The organism is Mesorhizobium sp. CO1-1-7 (assembly GCF_020164885.1).
Taxonomy (GTDB): Bacteria; Pseudomonadota; Alphaproteobacteria; order Rhizobiales; family Rhizobiaceae; genus Mesorhizobium; species Mesorhizobium australicum.
Genome location: NZ_JAIUHA010000001.1, coordinates 273492 through 300299 on the forward strand (window position 1 = coordinate 273492; position 26808 = coordinate 300299).

22 protein-coding genes, 1 tRNA gene and 1 riboswitch are annotated in these 26808 nt (G+C 63.2%); of the genes, 15 read left to right on the top strand and 8 right to left on the bottom strand.

Translation table 11 applies throughout. The features are described from left to right. Positions 1–43 precede the first annotated feature (43 nt). Positions 44–3553 carry a NahK/ErcS family hybrid sensor histidine kinase/response regulator gene (locus tag LB516_RS01230; protein ID WP_224718773.1) on the top strand — a complete coding sequence of 1170 codons (3510 nt, stop codon included), beginning with the start codon at positions 44–46 and terminating at the stop codon, positions 3551–3553. Positions 3554–3686: 133 nt separating this feature from the next. On the opposite strand, the gene LB516_RS01235 is transcribed toward LB516_RS01230, so the two are convergent. Both LB516_RS01235 and LB516_RS01240 read right to left on the bottom strand, forming a co-directional pair. Then, the gene (locus LB516_RS01235; protein WP_015319247.1) at positions 3687–4346 is read right to left on the bottom strand and encodes a response regulator transcription factor; all 660 of its coding nucleotides are present in this window, start codon (positions 4344–4346) and stop codon (positions 3687–3689) included. A 122-nt stretch (positions 4347–4468) separates the two neighbouring features. Beyond that, positions 4469–4903 carry a hypothetical protein gene (locus LB516_RS01240; protein WP_015319249.1) on the bottom strand — a complete coding sequence of 145 codons (435 nt, stop codon included), beginning with the start codon at positions 4901–4903 and terminating at the stop codon, positions 4469–4471. A gap of 107 nt (positions 4904–5010) precedes the next feature. On the opposite strand from LB516_RS01240, the gene LB516_RS01245 reads away from it, so the two are divergent. Together LB516_RS01245 and LB516_RS01250 are read left to right on the top strand one after the other, a co-directional pair. Further along, positions 5011–5361 (top strand): DUF952 domain-containing protein, encoded by a 351-nt coding sequence (locus tag LB516_RS01245; RefSeq protein ID WP_224588050.1) that lies wholly within the window; start codon positions 5011–5013, stop codon positions 5359–5361. Further along, positions 5358–6437, top strand: coding sequence for a quinone-dependent dihydroorotate dehydrogenase (locus LB516_RS01250; RefSeq protein ID WP_224588048.1), 1080 nt, complete (start codon positions 5358–5360; stop codon positions 6435–6437). The genes LB516_RS01245 and LB516_RS01250 overlap by 4 nt, the downstream gene beginning before the upstream one ends. On the opposite strand, the gene LB516_RS01255 is transcribed toward LB516_RS01250, so the two are convergent. After that, positions 6430–7770 carry an MATE family efflux transporter gene (locus LB516_RS01255; protein ID WP_140614730.1) on the bottom strand — a complete coding sequence of 447 codons (1341 nt, stop codon included), beginning with the start codon at positions 7768–7770 and terminating at the stop codon, positions 6430–6432. The genes LB516_RS01250 and LB516_RS01255 overlap by 8 nt on opposite strands. A 132-nt stretch (positions 7771–7902) precedes the next feature. On the opposite strand from LB516_RS01255, the gene LB516_RS01260 reads away from it, so the two are divergent. Beyond that, on the top strand, positions 7903–8805 hold the full coding sequence (locus tag LB516_RS01260) for a histone deacetylase (protein WP_224588046.1): 903 nt from the start codon (positions 7903–7905) through the stop codon (positions 8803–8805). Between the two features lie 3 nt (positions 8806–8808). Here LB516_RS01260 and LB516_RS01265 read toward each other — a convergent pair whose 3' ends face one another. Continuing rightward, positions 8809–9072, bottom strand: a complete 264-nt coding sequence (locus tag LB516_RS01265; RefSeq protein ID WP_023770995.1) for a DUF6460 domain-containing protein — start codon at positions 9070–9072, stop codon at positions 8809–8811. A gap of 342 nt (positions 9073–9414) precedes the next feature. Here LB516_RS01265 and LB516_RS01270 point away from each other — a divergent pair, with 342 nt between their 5' ends. The 5 genes from LB516_RS01270 to LB516_RS01290 all read left to right on the top strand — a co-directional run bounded on the left by LB516_RS01270 (position 9415) and on the right by LB516_RS01290 (position 14688). Continuing rightward, positions 9415–10443, top strand: a complete 1029-nt coding sequence (locus LB516_RS01270) for a glycosyltransferase family 2 protein (RefSeq protein WP_224588045.1) — start codon at positions 9415–9417, stop codon at positions 10441–10443. A 13-nt stretch (positions 10444–10456) separates the two neighbouring features. Then, a complete protein-coding gene (locus LB516_RS01275) occupies positions 10457–10933 on the top strand; it encodes a GtrA family protein (RefSeq protein ID WP_224588043.1) in 477 nt (158 codons plus the stop codon). After that, on the top strand, positions 10930–12423 hold the full coding sequence (locus LB516_RS01280; protein ID WP_140878234.1) for a hypothetical protein: 1494 nt from the start codon (positions 10930–10932) through the stop codon (positions 12421–12423). The genes LB516_RS01275 and LB516_RS01280 overlap by 4 nt, the downstream gene beginning before the upstream one ends. Positions 12424–12630: 207 nt before the next feature. After that, positions 12631–14562 carry an acyltransferase family protein gene (locus LB516_RS01285; RefSeq protein ID WP_140660689.1) on the top strand — a complete coding sequence of 644 codons (1932 nt, stop codon included), beginning with the start codon at positions 12631–12633 and terminating at the stop codon, positions 14560–14562. 52 nt (positions 14563–14614) lie between these two features. Beyond that, positions 14615–14688, top strand: a tRNA-Gly gene (locus LB516_RS01290). Between the two features lie 66 nt (positions 14689–14754). Here LB516_RS01290 and LB516_RS01295 read toward each other — a convergent pair. Then, entirely contained in the window at positions 14755–15513 is a 759-nt protein-coding gene (locus tag LB516_RS01295) for a Stf0 family sulfotransferase (RefSeq protein ID WP_224718774.1), read from the bottom strand. Between the two features lie 363 nt (positions 15514–15876). On the opposite strand from LB516_RS01295, the gene LB516_RS01300 reads away from it, so the two are divergent. Continuing rightward, a complete protein-coding gene (locus LB516_RS01300; RefSeq protein ID WP_181171003.1) occupies positions 15877–16143 on the top strand; it encodes a hypothetical protein in 267 nt (88 codons plus the stop codon). Between the two features lie 85 nt (positions 16144–16228). On the opposite strand, the gene LB516_RS01305 is transcribed toward LB516_RS01300, so the two are convergent. Further along, on the bottom strand, positions 16229–17218 hold the full coding sequence (locus LB516_RS01305) for a LysR family transcriptional regulator (protein WP_224718775.1): 990 nt from the start codon (positions 17216–17218) through the stop codon (positions 16229–16231). Positions 17219–17509: 291 nt separating this feature from the next. Between LB516_RS01305 and chvE the strand changes: the two genes are divergently transcribed. The 4 genes from chvE to araD1 all read left to right on the top strand — a co-directional run bounded on the left by chvE (position 17510) and on the right by araD1 (position 22759). Further along, positions 17510–18580, top strand: coding sequence for a multiple monosaccharide ABC transporter substrate-binding protein (gene chvE, locus LB516_RS01310; RefSeq protein WP_015319282.1), 1071 nt, complete (start codon positions 17510–17512; stop codon positions 18578–18580). 162 nt (positions 18581–18742) lie between these two features. Then, complete coding sequence (gene mmsA, locus LB516_RS01315) at positions 18743–20275, top strand: multiple monosaccharide ABC transporter ATP-binding protein (RefSeq protein WP_140660687.1); 1533 nt, start codon at positions 18743–18745, stop codon at positions 20273–20275. After that, positions 20272–21564: a multiple monosaccharide ABC transporter permease gene (gene mmsB, locus LB516_RS01320; RefSeq protein WP_224588040.1), complete on the top strand. Its 1293-nt coding sequence runs from the start codon at positions 20272–20274 to the stop codon at positions 21562–21564. The genes mmsA and mmsB overlap by 4 nt, the downstream gene beginning before the upstream one ends. Positions 21565–21766: 202 nt before the next feature. After that, positions 21767–22759 (top strand): AraD1 family protein, encoded by a 993-nt coding sequence (araD1, locus tag LB516_RS01325; protein WP_015319285.1) that lies wholly within the window; start codon positions 21767–21769, stop codon positions 22757–22759. Positions 22760–22899: 140 nt separating this feature from the next. Here the strand turns inward: araD1 and LB516_RS01330 are convergent, their stop codons facing one another. Continuing rightward, entirely contained in the window at positions 22900–23994 is a 1095-nt protein-coding gene (locus LB516_RS01330; protein ID WP_015319286.1) for a 2'-deoxycytidine 5'-triphosphate deaminase, read from the bottom strand. Between the two features lie 158 nt (positions 23995–24152). Further along, positions 24153–24230, top strand: a riboswitch (SAM riboswitch). Between the two features lie 56 nt (positions 24231–24286). On the opposite strand from LB516_RS01330, the gene LB516_RS01335 reads away from it, so the two are divergent. After that, on the top strand, positions 24287–25477 hold the full coding sequence (locus LB516_RS01335; RefSeq protein WP_015319287.1) for an O-succinylhomoserine sulfhydrylase: 1191 nt from the start codon (positions 24287–24289) through the stop codon (positions 25475–25477). A gap of 30 nt (positions 25478–25507) precedes the next feature. Here LB516_RS01335 and LB516_RS01340 read toward each other — a convergent pair whose 3' ends face one another. Beyond that, the gene (locus tag LB516_RS01340) at positions 25508–26659 is read right to left on the bottom strand and encodes a ceramide glucosyltransferase (protein WP_224718776.1); all 1152 of its coding nucleotides are present in this window, start codon (positions 26657–26659) and stop codon (positions 25508–25510) included. Positions 26660–26808 lie beyond the last annotated feature (149 nt).

Consider the following 26808-nt stretch of genomic DNA (forward strand, 5'->3'; position numbering starts at 1 on the left):
GACCCGGCCAGGTGAAAATCGGCACAGGGAGGATCTTGCCGGCGTGCAGGGCTTGTTCATCGTCATCATCGCGATCGCCTATGTGACGCTGCTGTTCGCCATCGCCAGCCTGGGCGACCGCCGATCGGCCTTGTCAGGGCCCAGCAGGGCGCGACCTTTCATCTATGCGCTCAGTCTTGCCATTTACTGCACGTCCTGGACCTTCTTCGGCTCGGTCGGCCTTTCCTCCGAACGCGGCCTCGAGTTCCTCGGCATTTATACCGGCCCGGTGCTGGTGTTCGTGTTCGGCTTTCCCTTGCTCAACCGCATCGTGCGGCTGGCCAAGACCGAGAAGATCACTTCGGTCGCCGACTTCCTCGGCGCCCGCTACGGCAAGAGCTTCACCGTGGCCGCGATCGCCACGCTGATCGCCACGATCGGCGCCGTGCCCTATATCGCGCTGCAATTGAAGGCGATCTCCGGCTCGGTCAGCCTGATGGTCGAGCATTATACGGGCTCGCCGCCATCCTTCGATCCGTTTGTCAGCGACATCTCGCTGGTCGTCGCCATGCTGCTTGCGCTGTTCGCGGTCCTGTTCGGCACGCGCCATGCCGATGCCACCGAACACCAGGATGGGCTGGTGCTGGCGGTGGCGGTCGAGACCGTGGTCAAGCTCGCCGCCTTCCTGGCCATCGGCCTGATGGTCACCTTCCTGATCTTCGGCGGCCCCGGCGACATGTTCGACCGGCTGGCCGAGAATGGCCAGGTGCGGCAGGCAATGGGCTATTCGACATCGCTGGCCACCTGGCTGGTGCTGACGTGCCTGAGCGGCTTCGCCATCATCCTTTTGCCGCGGCAGTTCTACGTCACCATCGTCGAGAACCGCAGCGAGGCCGAACTGCGCACCGCGACCTGGGTGTTCCCGCTGTATCTCGTGGCGATCAACCTGTTCGTGCTGCCGATCGCCTTTGCCGGCCTGACGCTGGTCGGCGCGAGGACGAGCAGCGACCTTTACGTGCTGTCGCTGCCGCTGTTCAGCGGCCACGATTTCCTGGCCATGGCCGCCTTCATCGGCGGCTTGTCGGCGGCAACCGCCATGGTCATCGTGGAGAGCGTGGCGCTGTCGATCATGATCTCCAACGACCTGATCATCCCGCTGTTCGTGCGCCGGCTGTTGCGGACGACCACCTCGGAGAACGAGGATTGGTCGACGCTCATCCTCAATGTGCGGCGGGCGTCGATCTTCATCCTTTTGTTCATCGCCTTTCTCTATTATCGCGAGAGCACCAACAGCGCCCGGCTGTCCTCGATCGGCCTGATGTCCTTCGCCGCGATCGCGCAGTTCGCCCCTGCCCTGGTTGGTGGGCTGATCTGGCGCGGCGCCAATGGCCGGGGTGCGGCACTCGGCATGGTCGCCGGCATCCTGGTCTGGGGCTATACGCTGCTGGTCCCGTCGCTCGTCGCGCCCGATACAGGCATCATCGTCCACGGACTGTTCGGCTTCGAGGCACTGCGGCCGCAGGCACTGTTCGGCACCGTCGCCGAGCCGCTGAACCACGGCGTGCTGTGGAGCCTTTCGGTCAACGCGCTGTTTTTCGTCTTCGGGTCACTGTCGCGCGCGTCGGTACCGCTGGAGCGCATCCAGGCATCGATCTTCGTGCCGCGCGAAGCCGGACCGATGCCGAGCCTGCGCCGCTTCCGCACCGCCATCACCGTCAACGACCTCAAGGATACGATCGCACGCTATCTCGGCGTCGAACGAACCGAGCGGTCGTTTCAATCCTTCGAGAAGAGCAATGGTACCTCGCTGCATGGCAACGAGCAGGCCAGCATGGACGTCATCCGCTTTTCCGAGCAGCTTTTGGCCAGCGCCGTCGGCTCCTCCTCGGCACGGTTGATCCTGTCGCTGCTGTTCCGGCGCCACGACCGCGAATCCCGCGACGCCTTCCGCCTGCTCGACGACGCCACGGAAGCGCTGCAGCACAACCGCGACCTGCTGCAGATCGCGCTGGACCAGATGGAGCAAGGCATTACCGTCTTCGACCGCGATTTCCGGCTGATCTGCTGGAACCGCCAATACCGGGCGCTGTTCGACCTGCCCGACGAGATGGGCCAGGTCGGCGTTTCGCTCGACCAGATCCTTCGCGATCTGGCCGAACGCGGCGACATTCCCGCCGACCAGCGCGTGACGATGCTCAACCGGCTGACCAGCTTCGTCAGCCCCTGGCAGATGGAGCTGAAGACCAGCGGCCGCATCCTCGAACTGCGCTCCAACCCGATGCCTGACGGCGGCATCGTCGCCACCTATGCCGACATTTCCGGCCGCGTCGAACAGGATCTCGCGCTGAAAAGCGCCAATGAATCACTGGAGCAGCGCGTCAAGACCCGCACCATCGAACTGACTGGGGTCAACGAGGAATTGACCCGGGTCAACGAGGAACTGGCGCAGGCCCAGATGCTCGCCGAGGAGGCCAATCTCGGCAAGACGCGCTTCCTTGCCGCCGCCGGTCACGACATCCTGCAGCCCTTGAACGCCGCCCGGCTCTATTGCTCCTCGCTGATCGAGAAGGCCGGCAAGGGTCCGGCCGGCAAGGCGGCCATCAACATCGAATCCTCGCTGGAATCGGTCGAGACCATTCTCGGCGCCGTGCTCGACATTTCGCGCCTCGATGCCGGCGCCATGAAGCCGGACGATACCGCCTTCAACCTCGACGGCCTGCTCAGCCAGATCGGCAATGATTTTCGACCGATGGCCGCAGCAAAGAAGCTCGAGCTGACCATCATTGCATCCTCACTGACCGTGATGACGGACCGCAACCTGTTGCGCCGCCTGATCCAGAACCTGGTTTCCAATGCCATCAAGTACACCCGCCAGGGCCGCATCCTGGTCGGCGTGCGGCGGCGCGGCGAACTGGCGGAGATCCAGATCATCGACACCGGCATTGGCATCGCCGGTGACAAGCTGAACACTGTCTTCCATGAGTTTACCCGACTGGACGAAGGCGCACGCGAAGCAGAAGGTCTTGGTCTTGGCCTGTCCATCGTCGACCGTATCGCCAGGGTGTTGCGGCTTGAGATCCGTATCTTCTCCAACCCGGGCAAGGGCACGCGCTTTTCCGTCATCCTGCCCGTGGCGGCCGCGCAGGTGCCGCGACGCGAGGTCGAGACCAGGGCGCCGGCCCGCGCGGCGGCTTCGCTCTCCGGCCTGCATGTGCTGTGCATCGACAATGACATCCGTATCCTCGAGGGCATGCGGCTGCTGCTCGAGGGCTGGGGCTGCAATGTCGCTACGGTGACCGGCTCGGAGGATCTGGAGAGGGCCGCGATCGACCGTCCGGACATCGTGCTTGCCGACTACCATCTCGACCGCGAAACCGGTCTCGATATCATTATCAGGCTGCGAGCCACCCACGGCGACGACCTGCCGGCCGTGCTGGTCACGGCCGACCGTTCCAACGAGGTACGAGCAGCCGCGGCAGGCCTCGACATCCCGATGATCAACAAGCCGTTGAAGCCGGCGGTGCTGCGTTCGATGATGGCCAGGTTCAGGCCGATGGTGCGGGCGGCGGAGTGACATCGAAGCGCCTGAATCAGGCCTGGTGCTCCAGGGCTTCGAGATAGGCGCAGAACATGTCGGCGAGCGCATCGGAACAGGTCGATGCGGCGAGCCGAAGTTAAAAGTTCCGACTGAGCCAAGCAGCCGGCACTCAGCCCGCCGGCTGCAGCGGGTCGCTGCCTATCTTGGACAGCAGGATCACCGCCTGGGTGCGACTGTCGACGCCGAGCTTTTGCAATATGGCCGAGACATGCGCCTTGATCGTCGCCTCGGAGACGCCGAGTTCATAAGCGATCTGCTTGTTGAGCAGACCCTCGGCCAGCATGCCGAGCACGCGGGTCTGCTGCGGGGTCAACGTCTGCAATCGTTTGATCAGGTCCGATATTTCGGGATCGCGTTCGACGCCGAGATCGACGCCGACAGGTGCCGCGATATCGCCGGCAAGCACCGACTGCACGGCGCCGCGGATTTCCTCCATGCTGGCCGACTTGGAGATGAAACCGGAGGCGCCGAGATCGAGCGCACGCCGTATGGTCGCCGGGTCGTCATGCGCCGACACCACGACCAGCGGCACCGCAGGATGGATACCGCGCAACGAGATCAGGCCGGAGAGGCCGCTGGCGCCGGGCATCGACAGGTCGAGCAGCACCAGATCGACATCTTCATTGGCCACGACCAGCGCCTTGGCGCTTTCGAAATCACCGGCCTCATGGATGGCGGCGACATTGCCGATGCCGGCAAGCGCCTCGCGCAGCGCGCCGCGAAACAGCGGATGATCGTCGGCGATCACGAAAGAATAGCCTGACGGCAAATGTCCCTCCCCGAATCCCCGATTTACCGCTTTTTGCGGGATCAGTTGGACGATTATGAGGGGCTGCGCACTGTTTTCAAGCGGCAAAGCCAGCGCGCCGCGTTTTCCCTCGTCTATGGCGCTCAGGTCTTCTGCGAGTTGGGCCGGGCGCCGTCGCCGCTGTCCTTGTCCATATCCTTGACGATGCCCATGAAGCTCTTCAGGAAGCGCTCCATGTAGCTCATCGTCGTGTTGAAATCCTCCTCGCTCGGCAGTTTCGATTCGAGACGGGCGGAGAGCGAATTCTCCAGCTTGGTGACGCGCTCGTCCATCGCCTTCATCGAGGCCTGCAAGCGATCGACCTCGTCCTGGTAGGCGGCGCGTTCGTCGGCCGCCATCTTGCAGACGAGCTGGCCCGAACGCTCCTCGCAGATCGACATCGCGCCGGTCTGCGTATCCATGCGGATATAGCCGGTGGCCGACTTTTCCAGCCGGTAGCGGTCCGTTTCTTCCGAATAAGCTGAAGCCGCGACCAGCGAAACGAGCGCGGCGGGGATCAAAATGTGCTGCAGACGCATGTTGTCCTCCATGGCCAAGGCCTCAAATATCGCATGTTTGCGCCGGAAATGGGGAAGACCCTTGGCGTGGCCTTCCCCGCGCGACTGGTTCGGATTATAGCGCAACCATGTCACAGATTATCTACAAGATAACTCCGCAAGCGCCTTGGCGCGAGGCCGAAGCCAAAGGCCGCTTCGCCGGAGCGCCGATCGACACCGCCGACGGCTTCATCCATTTTTCGACGGCGGCGCAGGCCAGGGAAACCGCGGCAAAGCATTTCCAGGGCCAGACCGACCTTCTGCTGGTCGCCGTCGACGGAAACCGCCTGGGTGATGCGCTGAAATACGAAATATCGCGCGGCGGCGCGCTGTTTCCGCACCTCTACGGCGTGCTTGACCTGAAAGCGGTGCTCTGGGTCAAGCCGCTGCCGCTTGGGGCCGACGGTACCCACCAGTTCCCAACCCTGGAGGGGCAATGAGCGTGCTCGACCGGATCGGCCAGAAACTGCTGTTCACCTTCGATCCGGAAACCGCGCATGGCTTGTCGATCGCGGCACTGCGCTGCGGCCTGCCGGGCGGTGCGCGGACGGTACGCGATACGAGGCTGAAGGTCAGCCTTTGCGGTCTCGATTTCCCGAACCCACTTGGCATGGCGGCTGGCTACGACAAGAACGCCGAAGTACCCGACGCGCTGCTTGGCCTCGGCTTTGGCTTTGCCGAAGTCGGCACGGTGACGCCGCTGCCGCAGGCCGGCAACCCGAAGCCGCGCATCTTCCGGCTGACATCGGATGAAGCTGTCATCAACCGGCTGGGCTTCAACAATGAGGGCCATGCGGCCGCCGAAAAAAGGCTTGTGGCGCGGTTGGGGCGCGGCGGCATCGTCGGCGTCAACATTGGTGCCAACAAGGACAGCACCGACCGCGTCGGCGACTATGAGAGCGGCGTTTCCCGCTTTGCTCCTTATGCCAGCTATCTCACCGTCAACATTTCCTCGCCCAATACACCAGGCCTGCGCACCATGCAGGCGCGCGAGCAGCTCGGCGAATTATTGTCCCGGGTCAGGGCCGCGCGCACTGCAGCGTCCGCGCAGCCGCCGATCTTCCTCAAGATCGCGCCTGACCTGGTCGAGGCCGAGCTGGAGGATATCGCCGCCGAGGTCATCGAAAAGCAGATCGACGGCATCATCGTTTCCAACACAACCATTTCCCGCCCGGCGCTGCGCAGCGAGGATGCCGCGCGGGAGACAGGCGGGCTTTCGGGAAAGCCGCTATTCGAGCGCTCGACCATCGTGCTGGCCAGGATGCGCAAGCTGCTCGGGCCCGAAATGGCCATCATCGGTGTCGGCGGTGTCAACTCAATGGAGACGGCTCTGGAAAAGATCCGCGCCGGCGCCGATCTCGTCCAGCTCTACACCGGCATGATCTATGGCGGACCGGCGCTGCCGGGCCGGATCGTCGCCGGAATGGCACGTTTTGCCGAGACGGAAAAACTCAGGTCGATGCGCGAGTTGCGCGACAGCCATCTCGACCGATGGGCGTCGAAGCCGCTCAGCTGAACGCGGTTTGCATCCGCAGCCGCAGAATTGTCAGCAGGCTCAATCCACGCACCAGCAGAAAGACGTGCAGCGCCGCCCACAGGCCGTGATTGCCGAAGGCGGGCGCCAGCGTGATCAGCGCGGCGGCAAAGGCGAGGAATGACAAGAGCATCATGTTGCGCATGTCGCGCGACCAGGTCGCGCCGATGAAAACACCATCCATCTGGAAGGCGAGCACACCGCTCAGCGCGGTGAACGCGGCCCAAGGCAGGTATGTGTCGGCCACGGCGCGGACCTGCTGCGACGTCGTTACGACGGCAATCAGGTTGGTGCCGGCCATGAGCAGCACCAGCGTCGCGGCACCGGCCAGACCAAGGCCCCAGAACAGGGTCAGCCGCACCGCCTGCCGGAAGGGCTGTTCGGAGCGCGCGCCGACGGCGCGGCCGGCGAGTTGTTCGGCGGCGGTGGCGAAACCGTCGAGGAAATAGCCGGCGACGAGAAAGAAGTTCATCAGCACCGCATTGGCGGCCAGCGTCACCGTGCCGAACTGCGCGCCCTGGCGGGTGAACAGCGCGAAGGCGGCGAGCAGCGAGAACGAGCGGATCATGATGTCGCGGTTGAGCGACAGCATGCGCAGGAAGGCGCCCATATCGAGCAGGCGCTGCCGAGGCAGGGGCGGGGTGGATCGGAACCGGCGAACCACGATCGCGAGACCAAGCAGCATGGCGAGGAATTCGCCGGTGACGGTTGCCCAGGCGACGCCGGAAACACCCCAGCCGAGCTCAAGGCCGAGCAGGAAGCACAGCGCGATGTTGGTGCCGTTCAGCACCAGTTGGAGGATTAAGCCGAGCCCGCCCTCGCCGCGCCCCAGCACGTAGCCGAGGATGGCGTAGTTGATCAGCGAGAACGGGGCGGCAAGCAGCCTGATCCTGATGTAGACACCCATCGCGTCGCTGACGCGTGGCCCGGCGTCCATGAACCACCGGCCGCCAACGGCGATGAGCGGTGAAAGCGCTGCCAGCACGACACCGGCAACGACCGCGATCAGCACGGCGCGCCAGAACACCGCCTGTTCCTCCAGCGCGTCTCCACGCCCGAAAGCCTGGGCGACGAGGCCGGTGGTACCCGAGCGCAGAAAATTGAAGGTGGTGAAGACGACGTCGAAAGCCAGCGCGCCGGCGGCCAGGCCGCCAAGCAAGGCGGCGTCACCGAACTGGCCGACAACAGCCGTATCGACGAGGCCAAGCAGCGGCGTCGTCAGATAGGCAAGCGTCATCGGCACGGCGATGGCAAGCACCGACCGGTTGGTGACGGAAAACGCCCTGGCTTCGGTTGGGATGGCGCCCTTGTCCAAAGGATTGCTGCCTTGCTGATTTGCGGCTTGATCGGGGAACCGATGTGCCCCATTTTCCGGCCGCCGCGCAATCGCCCTTCCGCGGCGGCCAACCGAAATCCCGCTCTGGCGCGAAACCGTCCGATCCAGTTCATGCCCCTGCAGATCGTCCACCATCCCGACTACGACGCCGGCTTCGCGACCAGCCATCGCTTTCCGATGAGCAAATATCCGCTGCTGATGGAGGCCTTGCGAGCACGCGGCCTGGCCGGAGCCGGGGCGCTCAACACAGCCGAACCCGCGCCTGCGTCGTGGCTTAAGCTCGCCCATGCGGCAGATTATGTCGAGCAGGTTCTCGGTTGTTCGGTCCCGGAAAAAATCGAGCGCGAGATCGGCTTTCCGGTCGGCCCGCGCGTCTCGTTGCGCGCGCAGCTTGCCGCCGGTGGCACGGTGGCGGCGGCGCGGCTTGCCCTGCGTCACGGCATCGCCTGCAACACCGCCGGCGGCAGCCATCACGCGCGGCGCGCGCAAGGCGCCGGCTTCTGCACTTTCAACGACGTCGCCGTCGCCTCGCTGGTGCTGCTTGAGGAGGGCGCGGCACACAGTATCCTGGTGGTCGATCTCGACGTGCACCAGGGCGACGGCACGGCGGATATTCTGGGCGACGAGCCGCGCGCCTTTACCTTCTCCATGCATGGCGAGCGCAACTACCCCGCGCGCAAGATCGCCTCCGACCTCGACGTCGCCCTGCCCGACGGCACGGGCGACGCCGCCTATGTCGAAAGGCTCGATACCATCCTGCTGGAGCTGTCGGCCCAGGCGCGTTGGGACATCGTCTTCTACAATGCCGGCGTCGACGTCCATGCCGAGGACCGGCTCGGCAGGCTGTCGCTTTCCGACAAAGGCCTGCGCGCCCGCGACAAGATGGTCATCGGCCATTTCCGGGCGCTCGGCATTCCCGTCTGCGGTGTCATCGGCGGCGGCTATTCCACCGATGTGCCGGCACTTGCCGCGCGCCACGCCATCCTGTTCGAGGTCGCATCGGATTATGCCTGAAGGTCACTTCCGGTAGTTGGCGATCCTGAGCAGGATGAAGGCTGGCACGACGATCGCGGCACCGAGCAGGATGTAGCCGAGGAAACGGTCGATGGCGTGGAAGCCGAGATTCCATAGATCAATGAAGAACTTCTGGATGCCGTAGAACACGTCCATCGGCGACCAACCGAAAGCGTTCATGACCAGGCCGACGAGAAAGGATACCACTAGCAGCTTCAGAATAATCCTGAGCGGCGAGTCGCCGAGAAAGCGCGTCAGTGCGGACAAGGCCGTCTCCCGATTGAGATGCCCCGACTCATGGGCACGGCGCAGAGATACGTGCTTGGCGGCCATCCATCAAGCCGCCAGGGGCCGGTGCGGGGGAATTGATAAGCCGCGGCAGATGTTGGGCGCCATCGGGAGGGCGCTCTGCTCTGCCGCAGCTGGTGAAAGCCGGATCCTGGCGGGCTCATGGCGCGGTGCCCGCATCCGCATGGAACTGCCGGTTCGTTCGTGACACGTGCCATCGGCGCCGCCAAAAGCGTGGCGGCCGCGCGACCCCGGCTTACCTGTTTTCTGTTTTCTAACCAATTGCCGCTATTGCCATTCCAAAGCGGGAGCCAGGCTTTGGTGGGAACGGGAAAAATCGGCGCGCACCGCGCACCCATATTGTCGGTCGTCGTGCCTTGCTACAATGAGCGCGACGGCGTGGCGGAGCTTCATCGACGCGTCAGCGCGGCATGCCTCGAGCAAAGCCTCTCCTACGAGGTCGTGCTCGTCATCGATGGAGCGACCGACGGAACCCGTGAGGCCGTTTTCGAACTGGCCGAAAAAGACGACCATGTGGTCGCCATCGACCTTGCCCGCAACTACGGCCATCAGATCGCCTTGAGCGCCGGGCTGGAATTCTGCCGCGGCCAACGCATCCTCATTCTCGACGCCGACCTTCAGGATCCGCCCGAACTGCTTGGCGCGATGATGGCGAAGATGGATGAAGGCTTCGACGTGGTCTACGGCCAAAGGGTAAAACGGGAGGGCGAAAGCTGGTTCAAGCTGGCCTCCGCCTCGATGTTCTACCGCCTGCTCGGCCGGATGGTCGATGTCGAGATCGCGCCGGACTCCGGAGATTTCCGGCTGATGAGCCGGCGCGCGCTGGACCATCTGATCGCGATGCCCGAACGCTACAGGTTTATTCGCGGCATGGTGAGCTGGATCGGGCTGAGGCAGGCCGCCTTTCCCTATGAACGGCAGCGGCGCTTTGCCGGCGCAACGCACTACCCGCTGAAGAAGATGGTTCTTCTGGCGGTCGACGCCATGACCAGCTTTTCGATCGTGCCTTTGCGCTTCGCTTCGCTGCTGGGCATGATGTTCGGCCTGCTCGGCCTGGTCGTGCTTGGCTATACGCTGTTCGAATGGTCTATCGGCAATGTTCTGCCGGGCTGGACGAGCCTTGCCGCGATCATGCTTATCCTGGGCAGCGTCCAGCTTCTGGTGCTGGGCATTTTCGGCGAGTATCTCGGCCGCATGTACATGGAGACGAAGCGGCGACCGCTTTATTTCGTCAGCGAAATCGTTTCACGAAGCCAGGCGGCGGCCGAGGACCAGGACCTGCCGGTCCACCGCCTCCAGGAAATAGTGAAACGGGCGGCGCGTCGTTGAGGTAGGGTCGACCGTGGGTAACGGGCACGCCATGGGCGGGATATGGTCGGCTGTTCCGGCCGGCTTTTCGCGGATGCTGCGGTTTGGCGCGGTCGGGCTGCTCAACACGGCGCTGGGCTATTGTCTTATCCTGGCCGGGCTGAAGCTGGGCCTTGGCGACATCGCCGCCAACATGACCGGCTATGCCGGCGGCCTTGTCCTTGGCTTCTTCCTCAACCGCCGCTGGACCTTCGGCCGCGCGGGCGGTTTTCGCTCCGGCACGGCCGTGCGGTATGCGCTTGCCTTCGTTGTGGCTTATACCGCAAACCTGACGATAGTGGTCGCCGCCATGTCCGCCGGCATCGTCGAAAATCCGTTTGTCCACCTGGCGGGAAACTGCCTCTACTCGGTCCTCTTCTATCTCGGCTCGGCCCGTTTCGTCTTCGTCGGCGCGGCAAAGGACACTGTCTTGGTCGCGATCGACATGAAATCCCCTGGAGCGGCGACATGAACAAGGTCGAGGCAATCGTTCCAGTGTTCTCGCCGCTCGAGGACGCACAGCGCGCCAGGCTGATATTCTGCCTGATCGGCGCCGGTGTCATGGCGACGGTTCTGGCAACCTTTGCCAGCGCAACCCTGCAGGACCCCGACAGCTGGTGGCATGTCAAGGTGGGGCTGGATTTCCTGGCAAACGGAACGCTTCCGACCGTCGACACCTATTCCTACACCTTTGCCGGCCAACCGTGGATCGCCAAGGAATGGCTAGGGCAGGTTCTGCTGGCCCTTGCCTACAGCGCGGGTGGCTGGAACGGCGTGGTCACGCTGATCATCGGCACGATCTGTCTCGCGGTCTTCCTGTCGGGATGGTTCCTCAGCGCGCACCTGAAACCGGTCCTGGCCGTAGCGCTGGCATTCGTCGCGGCGTTCCTGATCAGCCCGATCTATACGGCGCGCCCGCACGTCTTCACCTTGCCGATCATCGTCGTCTGGACGACGATGCTGTTTCGTGCCGCGCAGGACGAGAAGGCGCCGCCGCTCTGGCTGCTCGGCCTGGTCGTATTGTGGGCGAACCTGCATGCCACGTTCACCCTGAGCTTCATCATCGCCGGCTTCGCCGGCCTCGATCTCCTGGCGCGCACCGGCCTGTCGAAACCCGCACTTTTGGCGAAGTGGGTGGCGTTTGGCCTGCTCTGTCCGTTGGTCAGCCTGATACACCCTTATGGCGTGCAGGCCATCCTGGCCACGCTCACCGTCGCCTATGGCAATGAGGCGGTGCCGCTGATCCTGGAGTGGCGGCCGTTCAATGCCCAGGAACAGGTCCTCCAGGAAGCCGCGATACTGCTGGCCTTTTTCGGGCTTCTGACATCGAGGCTACGGATCGGCTGGGCGAAGGCGTTGTTCATCGTCTTCACCTTGCACGTCTACCTTTCGCATCTGCGGTTCGTCTATCTGTTCTTCCTGCTTGTTCCCCTGGTGGTCGCGGTCGAGGTCGCGCGCCAATATCCCGCCTTGTCCGCAGGCGCCTGGCTGAAAGAAGAGCGCGACGGACTGGAAAAATTCTTCGCCAGCCGGTTCCATCTGCTCCGCGGCGCGACGGCGGTGTCGCTGGTCGTTGCGATGCTTGCGCTCAACAACGCCGCCTACCAGGTCGCGCCGAGCCCAAAGACATCAGCCAGCGGCGCCCTTGCGTTCGCCAGGGATCACCACCTCGCAGGCAATGTGCTGAATTCCTACAATTTCGGCGGCACATTGATTTTCCACGACATCAAGACCTATGTCGACGGCAGGACGGACCAGCTGTTCCTGGGCGGGTTCACGAAAGCGGATGAGGCGACGGGGCAGACCGGCGGAAAACCACTGCTCGAGGCGCAGTTGAAGAAATACGCCATCGGCTGGGCACTGCTTACAGCCGCGGATACCCGCATCCCCTTCTTCGCCGAGTTGGGCTGGAAGCGGGCCTATGCCGATGACCATGCCGTGATCTACCTGCCGGCAACCTGACCGGCCGCTTCCAAACCGGCTGCGCCGGCGTCCAAAGCATGGCGTTCCGGCTTGACACTCATGTTGCAGTGCAGCAAAATCGTTTCGCAGAGGAGAGCCTGTGAACCCCACGGCGTCACGATTTTTCGCACAACCAAGGCATCGTCGCATGAGCGGCGTGGCATGCTTCGCACGAGATCGGCGGGCCGCGAGCCGCGGACTGTCCGAATGAACTACAGGCGCGACATCGACGGCCTGCGGGCCGTTGCCGTGCTGCCCGTGGTGCTCTTTCATTTTGGCGTGTCCGCCATCCCAGGGGGATTCACCGGCGTCGATATTTTCTTTGTCATATCGGGCTATCTGATCAGCGGCAGCTTGCTGGATGATCTCGAGCGCGGCCAGTTTTCGATAGGCCGCTTCTACTGGCGCCGCGCACGGCGCATCCTGCCGGCGCTGACCTTCGTCATCCTGCTTGCAAGCATCGCGGCATGGTTCATCCTCCTGCCGTCGGACCTGCACGAGTTCAGCCTCAGCGTGATCGCTGCCTCGACCTTCTGGTCGAACATCTATTTCTGGAAGACGACGAACTATTTTTCGATCGACGCCGAACTGCGGCCGCTGCTGCACACATGGTCGCTTTCGGTCGAGGAACAGTACTACATCTTCGCGCCGATCCTGGTTTATCTGATCTATCGCTATGCCTCGAAGCGCTGGCTGACGATACTTCTGCCCATCACCATCGGCAGTTTTGCCCTGGCGGTGATGGCGACCACGCTGGCGCCGACCGCCGGCTTCTACCTGCTGCCGACACGCATCTGGGAACTGGCGCTGGGCGCCATGCTGATGCTGAAAAGGCCGCCGCCACTTGCCAGCCGGCCGGCAACGGAACTGATCGGCTTGGCCGGCTTTGCACTGCTCGGCTTCGGCTTCCTGACGATCTCGGAGAGCGACCCGTTTCCGGGCTATAACGCCCTGTTTCCCTGCGTCGGAACGGCCCTGCTGATCTATGCGGGCCAGAACCATGCGAACCGACCCGTGCCCCTCGCCACGCGTGTGCTTCAGTTCGCCCCGATGGTCTGGATCGGCCTCATCTCCTATTCGCTCTACCTTGTTCACTGGCCGATCAACTCCTTCGTCCACTACCTCTCGCTGAAGGCCATCTCGGTGCCGATGATCGTCGCGATGACGGTGGCCAGCGTCGCCCTGGCGACCTTCTCGTGGAAATATGTCGAGCAGCCTTTCCGGCGGAAGCGGGCCTTCACCGCCCCGTTGCCGATCTTCGCCTTTTCGGCGACGGCGATCGCCCTGCTGTGTGTCGGCGGTCTGGCCGGTGTGCTGGGCAAGGGCTTTCCGCAGCGGTTCCCGGATTTCTCGACGCAACGGATCCTGGTGGGCGACTGGCGCAACGGTGTCTGCTTCAATGAGGGTGCGAGCCGGATCGAGGATTGGAACCTTGCCGACTGCACGCGCACGCACGGCTTTGCCACCAATGTGCTGCTGTGGGGCGATTCCTTCGCGGCTCACTACGTATCGGGCCTGGAAGCCAACGCGCAGAAAATCCAGGCCAACGTCGTCCAATATACCTATGCCGGCTGCCCACCCAACCTGAGCTATTTTTCCTATGCCCGGCCGGCCTGCACCCGCTTCAACGAACGGGCGCTGTCGATCATCCGCGATGCCAACATCCAGGCGGTGATCCTGAGCGGTCGATGGACCGACTACCAGGCCAGGGGCTTCGACGGCCTGCAGACGACGATCGACCGGCTGCGCGACATGGGTGTCAAGGTCTATGTCATCGGCCAGTCTCCGGAGTTCATCGCCGACGTCCAGAAGATCGCTTTCTTTGCAAAACACGAGGGCGCCGCGAATACATCCTGGCCGATGGCCATGGATCCCGACATCAACAAGCAGGTGCAACTCTTCGCCAACGGCGCGACCTTCATCGACCCGCTCACCTATCTGTGCGACGCAACCGGTTGCTCCTATGCGGATGCCGGCAGCAAGCAGTTTCTCTATTTCGACTATGGCCATTTCTCTTCCGCCGGCGCGACGCTGGCCATCTCGAAATACTGGCCGAGCTTCGCCGCCGGCGGCGAAGTCGCAAAGGCCAGGGAACCAACGCCGACCGTCACCGGTGAGCTGGCGAAGCCCGCCTTGTGAGACCGGTTTGCGATTGCCCGAGGCCATGCCGTCATGATAACGAGGCTGCAGCGCGGGTATGATGTAATGGTAGCCTGTCAGCTTCCCAAGCTGAACGCGCGGGTTCGATTCCCGCTACCCGCTCCAGCTTGATGCGAAAAGCCGATTGCCTAGCCCGGCCCCTGTCCGATTGGCAGCACTATCGGGACTCGCCTAGGCCTGTCCGGTTAGCATCTGCTTCTTGAGGAGGAACCGGGCGAGATTGTTGATGTTCCGCGGCGCCACCTTCCTGGGCAGATGCGCCAGCAAGTCTTCCGATTTGACGTCGTTGCGGAACCGCTCCGCCCAATCTTCGGTGAGATCGTCCCGCTGCAGGCGTAAATTCGTTTCGAACTCTCCGTCCGGCATTTCAACCGACAACTGCCGGGCCACCGACGCAACGTACGGCCGAGGATCGTCCAACAAATCCTCATAAAAAAAGTGATCGTATGCCAGGTCGGCCAGCCGCAGGTAAGCTTCCCAGAAGGCATAGCTCTGCTCGATCAGGAAATAGGCCTGGCAGATGCCGGCGAAGTCGTATCGCGGAAGATCGGCGCCGTCCATCGTACTTTTCCAGTGCCCCGACGCCTTTGCCCGGCAATAGGAAATCGCCTGGCGAAGGCGGTCCCGCCGCTCCAACAGGACCAAGCCCATGGCATGGCGCCGGCTGCATTCAGCGAGGAAGTCAACTCCATATCTGGCCTGCGACCAGTGAAGATGCCGCGGAAACAGTTTCACGGCGAACGTGCCGTTTGCGGTTCCGCCGCGATCGATCACGGCGGACATCAGGTCATCGAAGGATTTCGGCTTGCACCCCAGATTGGCCGTATCGAGCCACTCGGCCGACTTGCCCAACAATCCCGTGCTGTTCGTGAGACTGCCAAGCCATTCGGAGCCGCTGCGGGCTTCGGTCAGTATGGCGACGCCCTTCATGCGTGCCGCTTCTCCGCGGCACGCATGATCTTGATTGCAGAATGCCGTTCTTCTTGGTGGTCCCTCGGCATGGTCAAAGCTCCGCTTTAAACAGGCTTCAACGGACAAAGGCTCATATGGTTCCGCCGATTCGGCGGCAGCTAGGCAAAAGTGCGAGTCCCAAACACGTTACAGTTGGGTAATCAACGCCGGACTTGAAGAGACTGAACACAGGTGCCGGCCACCTGCGGTGGCCGGCTTAGCGTCAGCAAGAAGAGATTACAGCCATACGCGGAGCCAGACGCGCTCGCGCCAGCAGCGGGTACGGCGGCGGCCATGGCGCCAGTAGCTGCGGCAAACTCGTCTCCAGCCGCGGCGACGCCCGTGGCGACGACGCCAGTAGCCATCGTGGCCATGATGGCGGCGAAAATGCCAGTCGCGATGCGAGACCTGCTCTACCTCGACCGCTTCATCCCCTTCGAAGACAGCCGGATCCGGCTTGTCCAGTTCATCGAGAATTCCGTTTCCCTGGGGAACACCGGCTACCGCGCGGCCGGGTCCGGCCACGCTCGCAAACGCCGCTGCCCCCGCGAGGCCAAGCATTCCAGTAAGAAACAACCGACGTTCCATAAAAACCTCCCGAGTTGTTAATCGTCGACACCTCGTTTCCTCGCCCGCAACGGGCTCCAGCGCGCATGCCGAACGGTTTGAACGCGCGGCAGCGGTTCTCGTTCCATCACCCCACTTCGCGCAGGATGAAATCATGCAGCATTTTGGCAGCCGGCGACAGTACGCGATTCCTGACGGTGATCAGGCTGTAAGGCCTGACCTCGATGTCGAATTCGGTTTGGACGACATCAATGGCGCCGGCAAGCCCGTCCGGGTTCTGGATGAACTTCGCCACCTGCACCGAGACCGGCGCGATGGCATCGGATTGCGCGACCATGACCAGCGTGAGCAGCAGCGAACTGGTGTTCAAGATCCGGTCCGGCAGCGCGATGTTGCGGTTCAGGAAGTTGCTCTCCATCGCCTGACGCAAGGGCGAACCGCCCGACTGGAAGACCCAGTCATAGGCAGCGGTGTCTTCCAGCCGCACCACATTGCCTCCGGCGAGCGGGTGGCCGCGGCGCACGATCAGGCAGGCCTTCTCGACGCCGATCACACGGGATTCGAACAGTCGTGGATTGAGGTCGTCGGGAATGCGGGCGATGATGAAGTCGTGGCGCGAGCCGATCAGCTCGCGGGCGAGCACGTTCGACGTCTCGACCTGCATGGTGATCTCGATGCGCGGGTAGATGCGGCGGATTTCACGGATCGCCGGCACCGCCAATTCGATCGCCGGCGCGGTCACGGCGCCGAGGAACACCGAACCGCCCTTGCCGGCCTTGAGCTCGGCAATCTCGCGGTCGGCTTCGCGCATCTCGAGCAGGATCGAGCGGGCCCGCCTGGCAAGCGCCTGGCCATAGGGAGTGAGGGTCACTCCGCGCGGCAGCCGTTCGCACAGCTTCACGTCGAGCACCGCCTCCATCTCGGCAATCATGCGCGAAGCGGCCGGCTGGGAGATGTTCATGACCTGGGCCGCGGCGCTCACCCGTCCGTGATCGTCGAGGGCGGCGATCATGCGCATGTGGCGCAAGCTCAAACCACTGCGCAGGAGTGTCTCACCGTCTCCCGGGAGCTTCTCGTAAGTTACTGGAATCGCATCGGGATCGCGCAATGCCGCCATGATCTCCAGCTTTCTCGCCGATTGCTTTCCGGATGCTAGATCATACCGGTTTCGATATAGCAACCACCAAAGATCGCATTTGACAGTTATGGCAAAGGGACCCACCCTTCGCGCGTTCCGGGACGCAAGGGTCGGTGGCGATCAAAATCGTATCGATTGAAACTGCGTCGCGGAGCCGATTGGGAGGATACCGGAGATCGATAATGCCGACAGCGGCGCGTTTGCGCTCCTGTCTGGCTGCGCGGCCCGCGAAGCCCCGAGGTGTCGCGTCCATCAACCAGGGAGAGTAATGTGAAGATTATCAAGACGCTGGCCGCCGTGGCGGCCCTTGGCATCGCTGCCATGACCTATCAGGCGCACGCGGCCGACAAGGGTCTTGTCGGCGTGCTGATGCCGACCAAGACCTCGCAACGCTGGATCAATGACGGCGACGCCGTCAAATCCCAGCTCGAGGCGCTCGGCTACACTGTCGACCTGCAATACGCGCAGGACGACATCCCCAACCAGCTCAGCCAGCTGGAAAACGAAATCACCAAGGGTCCGAAGGCGCTGATCATCGCCTCGATCGACGGCACCACCCTGTCGGATGCGCTGCAGAAGGCCAACGACGCGGGCGTCGTCGTCGTCGCTTATGACCGCCTGATCAAGAAGACCAAGAATGTCGACTATTACACCACCTTCGACAATTTCGGCGTCGGCGTGATCCAGGCAAATTCCCTGGTCAAGGGCCTCAAGGAGCGTTTCCCGAACACCAAGCCGTGGAACGTCGAACTGTTCGGCGGCTCGCCCGACGACAACAACGCCTTCTTCTTCTACAATGGCGCGATCTCCGTCCTGCAGCCGCTGATCGACGACGGCTCGATCAAGATCAAGTCCGGCCAGACCGGCATGGACAAGGTCGGCACGCTGCGCTGGCTCGCCGCCACCGCCCAGGCGCGCATGGACAACCTTCTGTCGGCCAACTACTCGGACGGCAGCCGCGTCGATGGCGTTCTGTCACCCTATGACGGCCTGTCGCGCGGCATCACCGCCTCGCTGCGCGCTGTCGGTTACGGCACCGACGCACAGCCCTGGCCGATCGTGACCGGTCAGGACGCCGAGACCGCCTCGGTCAAGCTGATCATCTCGGGCGAGCAGTACTCGACCGTGTTCAAGGACACCCGCGAACTGGCCAAGGCCACGGTGCAGCTGGTCGACAAGGTGCTCTCCGGCGGCAAGCCGGAAGGCCTCGACGAAAAGACCTACAACAACGACGTCAAGGTGGTTCCCTCGATCCTGCTGACGCCGCATGAGGTCGACAAGTCGAACTACCAGGCCCTGGTCGTCGACTCCGGCTACATCAAGGCCGAAGACCTGAAGTAATCCCGGTTACAAAGGCAGGGGTCCTGCGCGACGCAGGGCCCCTTTTCGTTCACAAGCGGCCCCGGTATTGTCTCTGCCGGCCTAGAGCCATTCCCGGAAATTGCGCAGCGGTTTTCCGTCAGGAATCGCCTAAGAAAGAAAGTCTAGGAGGAGCTTGCCCTGATGACCTCGACGATTTTGGAGATGCGCGACATCACCAAGACGTTCCCCGGCGTGAAGGCGCTGTCGAACGTCAACCTCCACGTCGAGGAAGGCGAAATCCATGCCGTGGTCGGCGAGAACGGCGCCGGAAAATCGACACTGATGAAGGTGCTTTCGGGCGTCTATCCCTCCGGCACCTATGATGGCCAGATCATCTTTCAGGGCCAGGAATGCCAGTTCAAAGGCATTCATGACAGCGAACACAAGGGCATCGTCATCATCCACCAGGAGCTCGCGCTGGTGCCGATGCTGTCGATCGCCGAGAACATTTTCCTCGGCAACGAGCAAGCCAGATACGGCGTCATCGACTGGGACGCCAACGAGGCGCGCACGGCCGAGCTTTTGAAGAAAGTCGGGCTCAAGGAAGACCCCAAGACGCTGATCACCCATATCGGCGTCGGCAAGCAGCAGCTGGTCGAGATCGCCAAGGCGCTCAGCAAGGAAGTGAAGCTGCTGATCCTCGACGAGCCGACAGCATCGCTCAGCGAGAAGGACAGCCAGGCGCTGCTCGATCTATTGCTCGAGTTCAAGCGGCAGGGCATGACCTCGATCCTGATTTCCCACAAGCTCAACGAGGTGAACCGCGTCGCCGACAAGGTGACGGTGATCCGCGACGGGCGCACGATCGAGACATTGCCGAGGAAGGACATCAGCGAGGACCGCATCATCACCTCGATGGTCGGCCGATCCCTCGACGATCGCTACCCGCCGCGCGAACCTAGCATCGGCGACGTCATTTTCGAGGTCAAGGACTGGTCCGTCTACCACCCGATCCATGCCGAACGGCAAGTGATCAAGAGCATCGACCTCAAGGTGCGCAAGGGCGAAGTTGTCGGCATAGCGGGACTGATGGGCGCCGGTCGCACCGAATTCGCCATGAGCCTGTTCGGCCGCTCCTATGGCCGGCGCATCAGCGGCGAGGTGCTGCTCAACGGCAAGCCCGTGGACCTTTCCACAGTGGGCAAGGCCGTGCAGAACGGCATCGCCTATGTCACCGAGGACCGCAAGACCTACGGGCTGAACCTCATCGACCATATCAAGCACAATGTGACGCTGGCCAACCTCGGCGGCGTTTCCAGTGGCGGCGTGATCGACGATATGCGCGAAATGAGCGTCGCCAACGACTATCGCAAGAAGACCAATATCCGCGCCTCCAGCGTCTATCAGCTGACCGGCAACCTCTCTGGCGGCAACCAGCAGAAGGTGGTGCTGTCGAAATGGCTGTTCGCCGACCCGGAAGTCCTGATCCTCGATGAGCCGACGCGCGGCATCGACGTCGGCGCCAAGTACGAAATCTATACAATCATCGCTCGCCTTGCTGCCGAGGGCAAAGCGATCATCGTCATCTCGTCTGAAATGCCGGAATTGCTCGGCATCACCGACAGAATCTATGTCATGAACGAAGGACGCATCGTCGGCGAGATGGCGGCAAGCGACGCCAGCCAGGAAAAAATCATGCGCGCCATTGTTCGCGGAGAAGGAAAAGCATCATGAGCACAGACAGCGCTCCCGCACCTCAAAGCGGCACCGCCGAGGACGTCAAGCAGGGTCCTCGCGTCGCCGTCTCGGCGCTGACGACGAACCTGCGCGAATACGGCCTGATCATCGCGCTGATCGTCATCATGCTGTTCTTCCAGTACACGACGTCGGGAACGCTGTTCAAACCGGTCAACCTCAGCAACCTGGTGCAGCAGAACTCGTTCATCATCGTGATGGCGCTCGGCATGCTGCTGGTCATCGTCGCCGGCTACATCGATCTCAGCGTAGGATCGGTCGCCGGCTTCATCGGCGCGCTTGCCGCCATGATGATGGTCATCTGGCCGCTCGGCATATTCAGCAATCCGCTCGTTGTCTCGATCGTCTGCCTCATCGTCGGCGGGTTGATCGGTGGCGCGCAAGGATACTGGATCGCCTATCACCGCATACCAAGCTTCATCGTGACGCTCGCCGGCATGCTGATCTTCCGCGGCATCTGCCAGGCGCTGCTTGGCGGCGGCTCCTCGGTCGGCCCGCTTCCCGACAGTTTCAAGGCGCTGAGTTCCGGTTTCATCCCCGATGTCATCGGTCCGCTGACCCTGATCCCGCCGACGGTGAACGCGGCCGGCAAGACCGTTTTGGGCAGTGGCCTGACGCTTCACATGACGACAGTCGTGCTGGGCCTGATCGCGGTGCTCGCCTACGCCTATTTCGGCTTCAGGACGCGACGCAAGCGCGAACTCCACGGTTATGAGGCCGAGCCTTTCACCCTGTTCGTCATCAAGACCCTGGTCGGCAGCGCGCTGGCGCTCTTCCTGATCTTCCAGTTCGCGACCTATCGGGGCCTGCCGATCGTGCTCCTGGTGATGGGCGTGCTGATCTCGCTGTTCGTCTTCGTCACCAAGCGCATGACCATCGGCCGCCGCATCTACGCCATGGGAGGCAACGCCAAGGCGGCGCAACTGTCGGGCATCAACACCGAAAGGCTGACGCTCTGGGTGTTCGTCAATATGGGCGTTCTGTCGGCGCTCGGCGGGCTGATCATCGCCGCACGTCTCGGCCAGGCCGTGCCGGCGGCCGGCCTCGGCAGCGAGCTCGACGTGATCGCGGCCGTCTTCATCGGCGGCGCCTCGGCGATGGGCGGCGTCGGCCAGGTCATCGGCGCGGTGGTCGGCGGCTTCATCATGGGCGTGATGAACAACGGCATGTCGATCATGGGCGTCAATGTCGACTGGCAGCAGGTGGTCAAGGGCCTGGTGCTGCTCGGGGCCGTGATCTTCGACGTCTACAACAAGAACAAGGCTTGAGGGCTGGGGCGAGGACTAGGAGGCATACGGGTTCTAGATCGCGAAGCTGCCGGCAGCCCGTCGGCACCAAGAAGTCCGGGGAAGGACCAGGCTCGCGAACGCAATCCGGACGAAGCGTTTCAACCGTGGCGCGTTTCCGCGCCGCGCCGGTCAGGATTTGCCCATTGGCAGCCGGATACAGATAAATGAGAGAGGACTGATCATGCTGATCTCGCAGATTCTCGACGACGCCGAGACGATCCGTGTCGTTGCCCGCAGCGGCGGGAAGACCCGGATCATCAACGGGGCGCGCAGCGTCTATTCGCTGGCGATGGAGGCTGCCCGCACCGGCGTCGGCCTGGCCGCCCTGATCGAACGCAAGGGGCTTGGCGAGACGATCGATCTCGACGCCGCCTACAAAAGGGGGCGCCTGCTGTCGCCGATCAATCACCCCGACCCGGCGCATCTGCACCTGACCGGCACCGGGCTGACGCATCTGGGGTCGGCGGCGACGCGCGATTCCATGCACAAGAAGCTCAGCACCGACGGCGAGGAGCAACTTACCGATTCCATGAAGATGTTCCGCATGGGACTGGAAGGCGGCAAGCCCGCGAAAGGCCAGGTCGGCGTGCAGCCGGAATGGTTCTACAAGGGCAACGGGACCATGGCGGTCGCGCCTGGCGCGGCGCTCATGTCGCCGGCCTTTGCCAAGGATGCCGGCGAGGAACCCGAGGTCGCCGGGATCTATGTCATCGGCGATGACGGGGCGCCGTTCCGCGTCGGCTTCACCTTGTCGAACGAATTCTCGGACCATGTGACCGAGCGCGTGAACTATCTCTTCCTCGCCCACTCCAAGCTGCGCAATGCCTCCTTCGGCCCGGAGATCCTGATCGGAGACCTGCCTTCGGACATCCGCGGCACGTCGCGCATCCTGCGCGACGGCAAGGCATTGTGGGAAAAGCCCTTCCTGTCGGGTGAAACGAACATGTCCCACACCATCGCCAATCTCGAACACCACCACTTCAAATATTCGGCCTTCCGCCAGCCTGGCGACGTGCATGTGCATATGTTCGGCACCGCGACGCTATCCTTCGCCGACGGCATCAAGACGGAAGCCGGCGACGTGTTCGAGATCGAGGCCGGGGATTTCGGACTGCCGCTGCGCAACCCGCTCGAGATCGAAAAGCCGGTGAAGGTGTCGGTGAAGGCGCTTTGAAGCCATGAGCGCGTGATTCCCTCTCGTGGGGAATGGCTGGCAAGCCAGAGCGGGGCGCTGTCCCGCCGATCTAGCAATAGGTTTCCGTCACGTCCCTGCCGGGCATCTCTCCCACAAGAGCGAGGTCGGCAGCTTCAACCTTAGCGCACGGCGCGGAAATGCTTTGACAGCTTCAGGCCCTGCGCCTGGTAGTTCGAGCCGAGATCGGTGCCGTAGAGCGCCTGCGGTCGCTTCAGCATATGCTCGTAGACCAGCCGGCCGACGATCTGGCCGTGGTCGAGAATGAACGGCACTTCGTGGCTGCGTACTTCGAGCACCGCCCGGCTGCCGGTGCCGCCGGCCGCCGAATGGCCGAAACCCGGATCGAAAAAGCCGGCATAGTGGACGCGAAACTCGCCGACCAGCGGATCGAACGGCGTCATCTCGGCGGCGTAGAGCGGCGGCACATGCACCGCCTCCTGGCTGACGAGGATGTAGAACTCGTCGGGATCGAGCACCAGTTCGCCGGCGCGGCTCTTGTGGATCGGCTCCCAGAAGTCGAGGACATCCTGCGCGGCGCGCTTGTCGACATCGACGAGGCCGGTGTGGTGCTTGCCGCGATAGCCGACCAACCCATCCTTGTCGCCATTGAGGTCGATCGACAGCGCGATGCCGCCGCCGGAAATGTTCGGCGGCTCCGTGGCGACCAGCATCTCGGCACGATGCAGCTCATGCAACTCGGCTTCCGAAAGCAGCGCGTTGCCGGTGCGAAAGCGGATTTGAGACAGGCGCGAACCCGTGCGCGCGATGATCGGAAAGGTGCGCGGGCTGACCTCGAGATAGAGCGGACCGTTGTAGCCGGCGGCGATCTTATCGAACTCGTGGCCCCGATCGGTCATGACGCGGGTGAAGATGTCGAGCCGCCCGGTCGAGCTCTTGGGATTGGCCGAGGCCGAAATGTCAGCCGGCAGGGCCAGACTTTCGAGCAGCGGCACAATATAGACGCAGCCGGTTTCGAGGACCGCGCCTTCGGTCAGACTGATCTCGTGCAGTTGCAGCCGATCGAGCTTTTCCGACACCTTGTGGTTGGGACCGGGCAGGAACGAGGCGCGAACCCGCCAGGCCCTTTCGCCCAATCTGAGATCAAGGCTTGCCGGCTGGATCTGGTCGGCATCGAGCGCGCGCGGCGACTTCAGCGCGCCGGACCGGAACAGCGCCGAAATGTCCTGATCGGGAAGAATGCCTGTCTGCCGCAAAGTCTGGCTCCGCCCCAAGACTGGTCTCTTTCGTTGCAGGTTCTTGTTTGTTGCAGGTTCTTGCCGCAAAACCGCCGGGCACTTCTGCGGAACCTGCCTTGGTACAAACGTCTTAATGAAGCCGGCAATTGACGCAAGCGTGGCGCGGGTCTAAAGGGTCGTTATCCCGTGGTGATTTGGCCGGTCGGCTTGCAGCCACGTTAAACAAGTCGCTAAAGGACCGTCGGGCCGCAAGGCCGTATGGACCGGTTGCGACTTTCGCGGCCGGTTTTTTTGTGTCTGGAACAAAGCGATGAGCACCAAGAAGCGCAACTGGAAACCTCAGACGGCACTCGTGCATGGCGGAACCCTGCGTTCCGGCTTCGGCGAAACCTCCGAGGCGATGTACCTGACCCAGGGTTATGTCTATCAGACGGCGCAGGCCGCCGAGGCCCGCTTCAAGGGCGAAGAGCCTGGTTTCATCTATTCGCGCTACGCCAACCCGACCGTCGACATGTTCGAAAAGCGCATGTGCGCGCTTGAAGGCGCCGAAGACGCGCGCGCCACGGCGTCGGGCATGGCGGCGGTGACGGCTGCCCTTCTGTGCAGCGTCAAGGCCGGCGACCACATCGTGGCCGCGCGCGCGCTGTTCGGCTCCTGCCGCTGGGTGGTCGAGACGCTGGCGCCGCGCTATGGCATCGAGGCAACCTTGGTCGACGGCACCGAGATCGCCAATTGGGAAAAGGCGGTCAGGCCGAACACCAAGCTGTTCTTCCTGGAAAGTCCGACCAACCCGACGCTCGAGGTCGTCGACATCGCCGCCGTCGCCTCGCTTGCCAATTCGATCGGCGCGCGGCTGGTCGTCGACAATGTTTTTGCCACGCCGCTGCAACAGAAGCCGTTGCAGCTTGGTGCGCACATCGTCGTCTACTCGGCCACCAAGCACATTGACGGCCAGGGCCGCTGCCTGGGCGGCGTCATCCTGTCGGACAAGAAGTGGATTGACGAGAACCTGCACGACTATTTCCGCCACACCGGTCCCAGCCTGTCGCCGTTCAACGCCTGGACGCTGCTGAAGGGCCTGGAAACCTTGCCGCTGCGCGTGCGCCAGCAGACCGAGAGCGCCGGCAGGATCGCCGACTTCCTGGCCGGGCAGCCGCAGATCGCCCGCGTCATCTATCCCGGCCGTGCCGACCACCCGCAGGCCGATATCGTCAAGAAGCAGATGTCGGGTGGCTCGACGCTGATCTGCCTCGACGTCAAGGGCGGCAAGCCGGCGGCCTTCGCCCTGCAGAACGCCCTCGACATCGTGCTGATCTCGAACAATCTCGGCGACGCCAAGAGCCTGATCACCCATCCGGCGACGACCACCCACAAGAACCTCAGCGACGAGGCCCGCGCCGAACTCGGCATCGGGCCCGGTACGCTCAGGCTGTCGGTCGGCCTGGAGGATACGGACGACCTGCTGGAAGATATCGCGCAAGCCTTGAAGGCCGCCAAATAGGTTTCGTCCAGGCAGCGTCGTCAGCAGCGATCAAGCGCTCGATGGCGTCTCCTCCAGTTCCGCCGTCTTGGTGCGGATGGTCATGGCGTTGCCGCGCCAATCGACGGCGCCGCCGAGCCAGCCGCGCGCCCAGATGGCCGGGAGCATGACGTCCCGCGCGACCGTCGCCGCGATCATGCGCGTCGAGACGTGCCAACCCTTGGCCAGGGCCAGAGCGCATTCCGGAAGATAGAACGCCGCCAGCACGGCAATCGCGGTCGCCCAGAGACTAATGCCGGCGCTCGCCGCGGCAATCAGCGCAAGAACCAGCGGGACCGCCGCACCAGTCAGGATCTCGGGCGCGAAGAACAGCGGGAAAGTGACGCGGCGCAGGCGCGCCCAGCGGGCCTGGCGCGACCAGATCTCGCCAAACGTGCGCTGGCCGAGCGGCTGCTCGAAGGGGGCGGCAACGAGGTTGACACGCAGGCCGAGGCCGTTCACCAGCTTGGTTGCGGCGGCGTCCTCGGCGATCTCGGCGGCCAGCGCGCGTATGCCGCCATTGGCGTCCAGCATCGGCTTGTTCCACAGCATGCTCTTGCCCTGCGCGAAGCCGAGGCCGAGCGCCGCGCCGGCATACTGCCAGCGGGCCTGCAATGTGTTGAGGAAGGCGCATTCGACATCGGCCCAGAAACCATCTGGCCTGGAGCCGATCGGCGTCGAGCAGACAAGGCCGGTACCGTGCTGCCACGCCGCCATCATGTGCTCGACATAGTCCCTCGGCATCAGAACGTTGGAATCGGCAAGAATGATCCAGTCGTGGCGCGCCGCTTCCCAGCCTTTGACGCAATTGTTGAGCTTTGGATTGGCACTGACACGGTCGTCGCCGATCAACAGCCGGGCCGGCACCTGCGGAAACCGGGCAATCGCCCTGTTTATCAGTTTGACCACCGGGTCGTCGGCATGGGCGACGCAGAAGATCAGTTCGTAGCGTGGCCAGTCGAGCGCGAAGGCGCGTTCCAGCGTCTCATGTGTGAATGGCTCGGCGCCGCGCGACGGGACGACAATCGACACCGCCGGCGATCTGCCCGCCGGCGGGGCGATCGTGGTGCGCCGTTTCAGCTGTGAAGCGGCAAGCAGGATGCTGGCAGCGTTTGAGAGGATGAGTGCGGTCGAAAGCGAGGCGGATATGAGAGTGAGTTCCATCGAGATCTGGTCACTCCGGAAGTCGGCCCGCGTCGCGGCCGTTTTCAACAGTTCGACAGAGGGCCGAGTCGCCCGGTTCGCGCACACCACCATTGTCGTGTGTCACTTAAATGACATTCTTTGCCGGCACCTGCGTTTCAATCCCAGGC